At 67.6% G+C, this 7,662-nt stretch carries 8 protein-coding genes; 2 read left to right on the top strand and 6 right to left on the bottom strand.

Annotation, left to right across the window (positions count from 1 at the left end; all coding sequences use genetic code 11):
• Positions 1–699 precede the first annotated feature (699 nt).
• The 4 genes from VIU94_RS06325 to VIU94_RS06310 all read right to left on the bottom strand — a co-directional run bounded on the left by VIU94_RS06325 (position 700) and on the right by VIU94_RS06310 (position 4,074).
• Complete coding sequence (locus VIU94_RS06325) at positions 700–1,842, bottom strand: Gfo/Idh/MocA family protein (RefSeq protein ID WP_331908439.1); 1,143 nt, start codon at positions 1,840–1,842, stop codon at positions 700–702.
• Between the two features lie 163 nt (positions 1,843–2,005).
• Positions 2,006–2,728 carry an alpha/beta fold hydrolase gene (locus VIU94_RS06320; RefSeq protein ID WP_331908437.1) on the bottom strand — a complete coding sequence of 241 codons (723 nt, stop codon included), beginning with the start codon at positions 2,726–2,728 and terminating at the stop codon, positions 2,006–2,008.
• A gap of 51 nt (positions 2,729–2,779) precedes the next feature.
• On the bottom strand, positions 2,780–3,685 hold the full coding sequence (locus VIU94_RS06315) for an NADP-dependent oxidoreductase (RefSeq protein ID WP_331908435.1): 906 nt from the start codon (positions 3,683–3,685) through the stop codon (positions 2,780–2,782).
• Between the two features lie 206 nt (positions 3,686–3,891).
• Positions 3,892–4,074, bottom strand: coding sequence for a hypothetical protein (locus tag VIU94_RS06310; RefSeq protein ID WP_331908433.1), 183 nt, complete (start codon positions 4,072–4,074; stop codon positions 3,892–3,894).
• Between the two features lie 200 nt (positions 4,075–4,274).
• Here VIU94_RS06310 and VIU94_RS06305 point away from each other — a divergent pair, with 200 nt between their 5' ends.
• Positions 4,275–4,886 carry a TetR/AcrR family transcriptional regulator gene (locus tag VIU94_RS06305; protein WP_331908429.1) on the top strand — a complete coding sequence of 204 codons (612 nt, stop codon included), beginning with the start codon at positions 4,275–4,277 and terminating at the stop codon, positions 4,884–4,886.
• 24 nt (positions 4,887–4,910) lie between these two features.
• Here VIU94_RS06305 and VIU94_RS06300 read toward each other — a convergent pair whose 3' ends face one another.
• Both VIU94_RS06300 and VIU94_RS06295 read right to left on the bottom strand, forming a co-directional pair.
• Complete coding sequence (locus VIU94_RS06300; RefSeq protein ID WP_331908427.1) at positions 4,911–6,002, bottom strand: Gfo/Idh/MocA family protein; 1,092 nt, start codon at positions 6,000–6,002, stop codon at positions 4,911–4,913.
• Positions 6,003–6,091: 89 nt separating this feature from the next.
• Positions 6,092–7,063 (bottom strand): aldo/keto reductase, encoded by a 972-nt coding sequence (locus tag VIU94_RS06295; RefSeq protein WP_331908425.1) that lies wholly within the window; start codon positions 7,061–7,063, stop codon positions 6,092–6,094.
• A gap of 147 nt (positions 7,064–7,210) precedes the next feature.
• Here VIU94_RS06295 and VIU94_RS06290 point away from each other — a divergent pair.
• A partial coding sequence (locus VIU94_RS06290) for a MarR family winged helix-turn-helix transcriptional regulator (protein ID WP_331908423.1) occupies positions 7,211–7,662 on the top strand: 452 nt, incomplete at its 3' end.

Genomic DNA, 7,662 nt, shown 5'->3' with positions numbered 1-7,662 from the left:
CGTCTACCTGCTCAACAAGGACTGGGTGGAGGTGCAGGAGGGCGACTTCATGTGGCTGCGGGCGTTCTGCCCGCAGGCCTGCTACGCCGGTGGACCCGGCCGGTTCCGCTACCTGCTCTACAAGGACGTCAACCGGCACGCGGTCCTCTCGCGGCAGTTCGGCTGATGCCGGTCGCCGTGGCCCAGCTGCCGCTCGGCGTCAGCGTGCCCGCGATGACCCTCATGGCGACCCGGATGCCGTACGCCGGCCGCGGCTGACCCCGGTGCGCACCTGGCGAATGAATTTTCGTTCACGGGGGATACCGGCGGGCGGCCGATGCTGAGGTGAACGAATTTTCGTTCGTCGCAGAGTTGCTCGCAATGGCCACCGGTGCGTGAAACATCAGCCGAGGCCGAGGCTGAGCGATGTCGAGGGCCAGGTGTGCTTCGCGGCCAACTGGTGTCGAATGCCACCTGAGCAGCCCGCGTCGTGGGGCACACATGGGCACGATTCGGCGATGCGGATGAGCGCTGCACGGCGCGGGGGAAGCGGTGGGCGAGCGACGCAGTCGGCGCCGCATTGAAGAAGAGGGATGGAGGGCGAAGTCCCGCGGTCGGCAGAGTTCTTCGACACGGTGCGAATCAGTTCTGTGTGATCAAGTCAGGGTTAGCTCGCGGATCGCCATCTCCTCGGGTCCTGCGGCAGTGCCTCTCCCGGGTTCAAAGATTGGAGTTCATTCGGTCGGGGCGGGACAGATGCTGCCGATGACCTGTTTCAGCGGCCCGTGTGATCGCCTCGAGTACCCGGTGGCGATCGAGTGCGACCGCGAAATCCGGCGCATCGGCGGTTCCGTCGCGGAGGTCGGCGGCGAACTGGGCGTAGAGGCGGGCGACCCCTGCTGCGGGTGCGTCGAGTTGCAGGTCGGGAGCCGCATAAGCGGGGGGGACCTGTAGCACCTGGACAGGCTCGCTGCCGCGGCGCAGCGTGATGGTGAAATCGGTGAAATGGATGTAGCCCGACGCCGACTCCACACGCAAACTGCCCTCGGTGCCCTGGATCTCCCATACCATCGCCGAGCCGGCAGACTGCCCGGCACTGTAGTGCAGCGACGTGACGATCCCGCCTTCGAGAGCGCCGGCGACGACGATCTCATCCGGCGCGTCCTTCGGCAGCGACGCGCCATCGGAGAGGCGGACGCCGTCACCGCGCTGATTGGCGACGACGGCGGACAGACTCTCGAACGTGCCGAGCACGCGCGCAAGCGGTTCGAGCCCGTGGCCGAGCATGATGCTCAGAAGCGTGGCGCCATGCTTTGCGTGAGCCATGTACTCGACCGCCGGGTCATATCGGCCGACCCACATGTCGTCGGTCAAATGCGCTCGGATGCTCGTGCTGAGCGGCTTGCCAATCACGCCTTGCGCGATGAGGTCGCGAAGGAAGAGGATCGGCGGGTGCAGGCCGCCCTGCAGCCCGACAACCGTCTGCAGTCGGCGCTCGCGGGCAAACCCCTCCAGTGCTTCGGCCTCCGATAGGTTTCTTGCGAGCGGCCATTCGCAATAAACCATCTTGCCCGCGGCCAGCGCGTCGGAAACAATCTGCTTGTGCTCCGGCACCTTGACCGCAACCACCACCAGGTCGACCTCCGGTCGCACGACCAGAGCCTCATGTGTGTCGAAGGCGAGATCGGCGCCCAGCCGACGAGCGGTCGCATTCGCGCTCTCCATACGAGTCGTACTGACGGCGCGGATCTGGAACGCGTCGAGCGCCTGCAGCGCCGGGACGTGAGCAATTCCGCCCCAACCCCGATCGGCGCTAGCCCCGATAAGGCCGACGCCGATCCGGGTATTTGCTGAATTCGTCATCAGGATGCTCCTGCCTTGTGCAGCCGCGGCAACGCACTCCGGGCTGCGTCACGATGATTCGTTTCCGGACATGCGTGGGCACTCGGGCTCACCGTGGCGAGCGAGCAATTATTGCCGTTCGCGTAGCGGCCGGGGGGTGAGCCCGAGTGACCCAAGCGCAGGTTTACGTGTGAGCCCAGTGGGCCTCGAGTTCGCGCGCGACATCGGCCGGACGCTCTATCATCGGCCAGTGCGAGCTGCGCAGCTTGAAGACGGCACGTGCGCGTGTGGCATTACCGAGCTCGTCGGCGAAGCGGTGAGGAAGAAACGGATCGTCCAGGCCCCAGATCACCAGCGCTGGTGCGGTCACGTTGCTCAAACCTGGCTTCCACTCCGCCCCGACCTCGATCGCCGAACGGTAAAGGGCGAGAATGCTTGCCCTCATAGTGGCATCGAGATGCCGGACCGATTCGTTTGCCGCGTCGCGCGGCATCTGCGCCTCGTTGAGGCTTGCTGCGAACGCCTCGAGGTCGAGGTCCGCCATCCATTGCTCGCCCTCGCCTGGCGTTTGCCAGATCTTGGCGAGATAGTGCCACGGATACTCCGGATCGATTGGCCCGCTGATGCCTGTCCATGTCCGCACCAGATCTGGTCGGATAGACGCGAGACGGCCCGTCAGCAGAGACCCCCAGTCATGACCGACCAGGTCGACGGGTTCGCCGATTTCTTCGATCTTCTTAATAAGCCAATCGAGATACTCCTCCTTCGTCGACGTGAATCCCGCTGGTACGGGTACGCCAAACCCGGGGAGATCGATCGTCACAATATCTTCGCGTCGAAGATAGGAACGGACGGTGTCCCAAAGCCGGTGGGTATCAGGTACACCATGGACGAGGACTGCAGGCATTTCGGATTCTCCAATTGATTGTTGTCGTGGTGGAATGGCCGGTCGGCCGAGTCAGGGAAGAAGGATGACTTTGCCGTGGGTGTGGCCCGTGGCGACGAGGCGATGGGCGTCCGCGGCCTCGTCGAGTGGGAAGCTCCGGCCGATGCGTGCGGTCCATGCGCCGGCGGCGATCAGATTCAGGGCTTCCTGGACAGGGCCGCGGTCGCGATTCCCGCTGCCTCCCGGGCTGAATGCGACGCCGTATCGTGCGGCATCGCGGTCGGCGAGCGTCACGATCCGGTCCGGGCCGCCGAGGAGGTCGACGAGGGCGGGAAGGAGTCCCTTGCCGGCGGTGTCGAGCGCGGCATCGATACCGTCGGGAGCGGCGGCACGGATGCGGTCGACCAGGCCCGGGCCGTGGGCGACAGGGATCGCACCGAGACTCCTGACGAAGTCGGCGTTGGCAGTCCCGGCGACGCCGATCACCGCCACACCGCGCTGTCGCGCGAACTGCACGGCGGCGCCGCCCAATGCACCGCTCGCGCCGGTGACCACGAGCGTGTCACCCGGGCGAAGGTTCAGAAGCCCGAGCGCCCTTGCGGCGTTGTCGGCGCCGATGACGGTGGCCGCGGCCTCCTCGAAGGAAACGCCGTCGGGGATCGTCGCGAAGTTGCTGCTGACCGTGTATTCGGCGTAGGAGCCCTGGGTGGCGGAGTCCGGCCACCCGGCGACGCGGTCGCCGACCATGCCCTCGTCGACACCCGGGCCGACCGCCTCGACGACGCCGGCGAACTCGAATCCGATGATGGCGGGAGCACGCAGGCGGAACGCTCCGGCGCGTGCCAGGATCTCCGCCGGGTTCACCCCGGCGGCGTGAACCCGCGCCAGTACCTGACCCGGACCCGGCACCGGTCGCGGAGCCTCCGCAACCCTCAACACAGAGGGTTCGCCGAACGAGGTGAGGACGGCGGCTTTCATGATGATCCTTCTCCTTCTCATATCGAGCCGGCGGCACTTCCGCTGCGGCGTGCTTCGGCCTGCTCGCTCACGGAGGCCCGGTAGCGAGGTCACGCCCGTAGGTCCAGTACGTCACTTCAGGACCGATCGGTACATAAATAACGTACACGGGCAGAGATCTATTCACAAGCCCTCAACCGTGCGGGCAGGCGGCACGGCTCGGGGCGTCAGGCCTGGGTGTTCGCGCCGTCCTCGGCCGGCCCGAGCTCGATCGCCCGCGTCATGACATCGCGCTGCGCGGGGTTGTACAGCGCGCTCATCGCCTCGGCCAGAGCAGCCTGTGCGGCGTCGAGCGGCGCCCTCATACGCCCAGAAAGATTCCAGGTCACGCCGAAGCGGTCGGTCAGCATCCCGAACCCGGCGCTCCGGGTGGAAGCGGCCAGTTACTCCACGACGACCGCATCCTGAACCGGGGCGTCCCCGTCGCTTTCGTCGCGGGGACCTCGGCGGCGTCCATCACCGGAGCTGTGCTCACCATCGACGGCGGCTTGAACGCCTGATCCTTCGCGCTATCTGGACTGCCTGGTCCGTAAGGGGCACAATGACTACCATGCCCGTATCGCAGACCACGCTGGGGCGACCCCGCGAGTTCGATCCCGACCACGCCCTCGAACAAGCCATGAGAGTGTTCTGGGCCAAAGGATACGAAGGGGCGAGCCTGACGGACCTGACCGAGGCGATGGGCATCACCCGCAGCAGCATGTATGCGGCGTTCGGGAACAAGGACGAGCTGTTCCGCCGAGCGGTCGAGCGGTACACGGAAGGCCCAGCCTCCTACGGAATCCGTGCACTGTCCGAGCCGACCGCACGCGAAGTGGCCGAGTCCATTCTTCGCGGCGCAGCCGCTGCCAGCACGAGTCGCGAGGCACCCCACGGGTGCCTTGGCGTCCAGGCTGCGCTGTCCGCCGGCGACAACGGGCTCACTGCCCAGAAGGTCCTCGTCGACTGGCGCCAGGATGGCGCTGCGCGCCTCGAGTCCCGATTTCTGCGTGCGCGGGCCGAGGGTGATCTGCCGGAGACCGAGGATCCGCGCACGCTGGCGGCCTACATCACGACGGTCGCGTACGGCATCGCCGTTCAGGCGGCGACGGGCAGGAGCGAGGCGGAACTGCGCCGGGTTGCTGACGTGGCGATGAACGCGGTGTCCTGGTCCCACGGCTGAGACAGCGAACCCTGCTGAGGTGTTCTACTGTCGCTGCCCGCTGCGAGCGGCTTCCTCCACTCGCGCGACGAGCTGACTGTTGTGCAGCGCGTGAGCGAAGCCCGGCGTCGCAAAGGTGTTCTCGTCGATGTCGCGCGCGAGGCTCGCGTACACCTCGCCCACGTTGATGGAGGCACCGGTCCAGATCTCGGCGGCGGCCGGACCGGTTCCCGTGGCGACAGGGCGGTCGGGCGCTTCGAAGTCGACGTTCGAGGTCAACGTGAGGTCGCCGACCTGGACGCCGGCGGGGTGGTTGCCGGTCAGCCTGAGCCAGCCGTCGGCGCCACGGACCTCGAGGCTGAACCGGGCGTCGGGCACGGGCACGCCCGCCAGGACCTGCACTCCCACCGGGGCGCCGGAGGCGGTCTTGAGGATCGCGTCGAGGTGGTCCGGGACCTCACGGGTGGTGGTCGTGCCGGTGTCGGTCAGCTTCACCTCGGGCCAGAGCAGTTCCGTGCGCGCGTCGATCTCGGTGATGTCGCCGAGGATCGTCTCGATCACGTCCAGGACATGGCCCACCGCGATCGTCATGAAGCCGGCGCCGGCGGCCGCCTTGTCGAAGTACTCGTAGGCGCTCACCGACTCCGGGCCGTTCCCGAAGGTCGTCGCGGTCGCTCGGGCTGACAGCAACCGCCCGAGCCGGCCCTGGGCGATGATCTCGGCCGCCCGGCGCACCGACGGGTTGAGGCTGCCCTGCAGCCCGATCGCCGTGTGCAGGGCGCCGGCCGCCGCAGCCATCTCCTCGGTCTCCGTGACGCTCGCACCCAACGGCGACTCCGAGTAGACGGCCTTGCCGGCCGCGAGGGCCGCGAGCACGAGCTCGCGGTGTGCCGGAACCTTGACAGCGACCGTGACGAGGTCGATCGACGGGTCGCTGATCAGCTCGTACGGGTCGGCGTACCAGCGCTCGGCGCCGAACAGCTCGGCGGCCTCTCGAGCGCTCTCCTCACGCCGGGTCGCCACCGCTGCCAGCACGAGCCGCGGCTGGGCCGCCAGCGCGGGGATGTGCGATGCCCCGGCCCAGCTCGCCCTCGTATCCGCGCCGATGATCCCGACACGAATCACACTGCTTGCCATGATCTGCTGCTCCATTCGGTCTGCTGCTCGGTGTTCTGTGGTTACGGCACTGCTATCTCGTGCCGGGCGGCTCTTTGCCGAGTCGTCCTTCACCGGTCGATGGCGGCCATGCCGCCCCGGTCATGGCGGTCGCCGGAGGCGGGCGCCAGGTTGTTCAGCCGGCCGATCTGGTCCGGGGTCAGCCGGATCCCGTCGGCCGCGATGTTCTCCTCGAGCCGCCCGATGTGTCGGGTGCCAGGGATGGGGTTGATGTCCCCTCCCTGGGCCAGGAGCCAGGCCAGGGCGACCTGGGCAGGGGTGGCTCCGGCCTCGGTCGCCACGGACCTGACCTCCTCGACGATGCGCAGGTTGCGTTCGAGGTTGCCGCCGGTGAAGCGCGGGTTGGTGCGACGCCAGTCGTCGGCGTCCAGGCCGTCCAGGGAACGGATGTTCCCGGTCAGGAAACCGTGACCCAGCGGGGAGTACGGAACCAGACCGATCCCCAGCTCGCGCAGCACCGGCAGCACTTCGGCCTCGGGGTCCCGCGTCCACAGCGAGTACTCGCTCTGGACCGCGGCCACCGGGTGGACCGCGTGCGCGCGGCGGATGGTGGCGGGGCCGGCCTCGGACAAGCCGATGTAGCGGACCTTGCCCTGAGTGACCAGGTCGGCCAGGGCGCCGACGGTGTCCTCGATCGGGGTGTCGGGGTCGACCCGGTGCTGATAGTAGAGGTCGATGTGGTCGGTGCCCAGGCGCCGCAACGACGCCTCGACGGCGAGACGGACGTTCGCCGGCGTGCTGTCCGCCCCCGGCCGGCCCGTGTGGGACGCCAGACCGAACTTGGTGGCGAGCACCACCTCGTCCCGACGGCCCTTGACCGCCCGGCCCAACAGGGCTTCGTTGGCGCCTCGCCCGTACACCTCGGCGGTGTCCAGATGGGTGACGCCCAGGTCCAGAGCGCGCCGGATGGTGCGGATGGAGCCCTCCTCGGACTCGTCCTTGCCTGTGTAGAACGCGGACATGCCCATGACTCCCAGACCGAGGCGCGAGACCTCAAGCCCGCCGAGCGACGTGGTCTGCATCGGATGTTCCTCTCCTGGATCGGTTCGTCAGGCCCACTGCCGGGATGTCGACCCGACAAGAACTTGATGCATCAAGATGAACTTGATGCGTCAAGTTCTACCTCATGGAACTTGATGCGTCAATAACGATCGCCGTAGGCTGGCCGCATGGCGAAGACAGCGGATGCTCAGCGGCAGGGCAAGAGGGCCGGGCAAGGCGGCTCGGCGTCCCGCGCAACGACGCCATCCGCTGCGGTCACCGAGCCCGGAAGTGACTCGCCCGTTGGATCGGGCGCCGAGCCGCGCTGGCTGAACAGCGACGAACTGGCGGCGTGGCTGGCCAACTCCGCGATCATGATCAGCCTGCCTGCCGCCCTGGACGCGCGGATGCAGCGCGAGTCCCAGATGACCTTCTTCGAGTACATGGTGCTGTCGGTCCTCTCCGAGGAGCCGGACCGGACCATGCAGATGAGCGCACTGGCCGTGCGTACATCAGCTTCGCTGTCGCGGTTGTCGCACGTCGTCGGGCGATTGGAGAAGCGAGGGCTGCTTGCCAGGTCCCGGATACCCGGTGCAGGTCGCCGCACCAACACCACCCTGACCGAGGCCGGCTACGACGT

This window comes from Streptomyces sp., from assembly GCF_036566765.1.
Taxonomy (GTDB): domain Bacteria; phylum Actinomycetota; class Actinomycetes; order Streptomycetales; family Streptomycetaceae; genus Streptomyces.
This window is presented reverse-complemented; position numbering and strand designations above follow the sequence as displayed.